The organism is Bradyrhizobium sp. P5_C11_2 (assembly GCF_054049755.1).
This window is the reverse complement of sequence record NZ_JBFULT010000894.1, coordinates 1-1,886: the sequence shown is the minus strand read 5'-3', so window position 1 is coordinate 1,886 and position 1,886 is coordinate 1. Positions and strand designations below refer to the sequence as shown.

The 1,886-nt window shown below is 63.9% G+C and carries 1 protein-coding gene and 2 pseudogenes; 2 read left to right on the top strand and 1 reads right to left on the bottom strand.

Annotated elements, in window-relative coordinates:
- Together ACXJL8_RS39990 and ACXJL8_RS39985 are read left to right on the top strand one after the other, a co-directional pair.
- A pseudogene (locus ACXJL8_RS39990) lies at positions 1-88 on the top strand (ABC transporter ATP-binding protein); the annotation flags it as partial.
- Positions 89-107: 19 nt separating this feature from the next.
- Positions 108-1,226 (top strand): cobalamin-independent methionine synthase II family protein, encoded by a 1,119-nt coding sequence (locus ACXJL8_RS39985; protein WP_456620960.1) that lies wholly within the window; start codon positions 108-110, stop codon positions 1,224-1,226.
- A 191-nt stretch (positions 1,227-1,417) separates the two neighbouring features.
- Here ACXJL8_RS39985 and ACXJL8_RS39980 read toward each other — a convergent pair.
- Positions 1,418-1,886, bottom strand: a pseudogene (locus ACXJL8_RS39980) (site-2 protease family protein); the annotation flags it as partial.

Below are 1,886 nucleotides of genomic sequence, written 5' to 3'. Positions count from 1 at the left end.
CGTCCACGACGCCCCGAGCGCCGCGCTGAAGGCTGACCCGTCGGTCCTCGAGCGCCACCTCGGCGTCGCAGGGGCGGCGGCCCACTAAAATATCCCGGGAGAAGAAAATGCAGCGAACCAAAGCCCCCTTCCGCGCCGACGAGGTCGGCAGCCTCCTGCGTCCGGCCAAGATCAAGGAAGCCCGCGCCAGGCTGGAGAAGGGCGAGATCTCGGCCGACGATCTGCGCAAGATCGAGGACATGGAGATCGAGAAGGTCGTGCACAAACAGGCCTCGGTCGGCCTGAAGCTCGCGACCGACGGCGAATTCCGCCGCTCCTGGTGGCATTTCGACTTCCTGGCCAAGCTCACCGGCTGCGAAATGTTTCACCCGGACACGGGCATCCAGTTCGCGGGCGTCGAGACGCGGCATGACGCGGTGCGGGTGATCGGCAAGCTCGATTTCCCCGATGACCACCCGATGCTCGACCACTTCAAGTTCCTGAAGAAGTACGCCGACCAGGCCCACGTCACCGCCAAGATGACGATTCCGTCGCCGGCCGTGCTGCACTTCCGCGGCGGCCGCAAGGCGATCTCCAAGGATGTCTATCCCGATCTCGACGCCTTCTACGAGGACCTCGGCAAGACCTACCGCAAGGCGGTGAAGGCGTTCTATGACGCAGGCTGCCGCTATCTCCAATTCGACGACACCGTGTGGGCCTATCTCTGCTCGCAGGACGAGTTGCAGAAGGCGCGCGAGCGCGGCGACAATCCGGACGGCCTCCAGCAGATCTATGCGCGCATCATCAACTACGCGCTGGCTGAGAAGCCGGCCGACATGGTGGTGACGACGCATGTCTGCCGCGGCAATTTCCGCTCGACCTGGATCTCCTCGGGCGGCTACGAGCCGGTGGCCGAGACCATGCTCGCCGGCACCAATTACGACGGTTACTTTCTGGAATACGATTCCGACCGTGCCGGCGGCTTCGAGCCGCTGCGCTTCCTGCCCAAGGGCAACAAGGTCGTCGTGGTCGGTGTCATCACCTCGAAGTTCGGCGAGCTCGAGAAGAAGGACGACATCAAGCGCCGCCTCGAAGAGGCCGCGAAATTCGCCCCGCTGGGGCAGCTCGCGCTGTCCCCGCAATGCGGCTTCGCCTCGACGGAAGAGGGCAACATCCTCTCCGAGGAGGAGCAGTGGGCCAAGCTCAGCCTCGCGGTGGAGATCGCGAAGGACGTGTGGGGCAACTGAGCTCCACGTCCACAACTGGTGCGAGGCGGAAAGCCTCGCCATTTCCTCGGTGTCATCCCGGCGAAGGCCGGGATCCATAACCACAGGGAGCAATTTGGCGAAGATCGGTCGTTCGGTACTCCGACCGTCCATCATCGATAGAATCCGCGGTATGGGTCCCGGCCTTCGCCGGGACGACACTGCGGTTGTGGCTATCCCGTCCGCATCATCGGCCCAAGCATCTCGTGGACATCATAGGTCATGACCGCGAGCAGCGCGGCGAGCGCCAGATATGCACTGCCATATTCGAGCTTGGTCTGGAGCGGTACGCCGTAATAGGCGACGTTCTCCGGTGCGTTCGGATCGTATCGCCATGCGCTGATCAGTTGCGGGGTTGCCAGGATCGCGACGATGAGCAGCATCGGGCTTGGCCGGTACAGCATCAGCGCGACCAGGATCGGCACGCCGACGAACCAGATCCGCGGACTGAGGACGGCCGTCACCCGGCCGCCGTCGAGCGGTGAGATCGGCAGCAGATTGAACAGATTGAGGAACAGCCCCGCGTAGGAGATCGCGAGCAATAGCCCGCTGTCTTCCGATCTCGCCCACAAATATACCCCGAGCGCGGCGGCCGTCCCGACCACTGGGCCCGCGATCGCCACATAAGCCTCGGTCTCGACG

Bases quoted from the DNA above. Each gene is read 5' to 3' on its own strand.
- ACXJL8_RS39985 (WP_456620960.1), top strand. From the start codon at position 108: ATGCAGCGAACCAAAGCCCCCTTCCGCGCCGACGAGGTCGGCAGCCTC.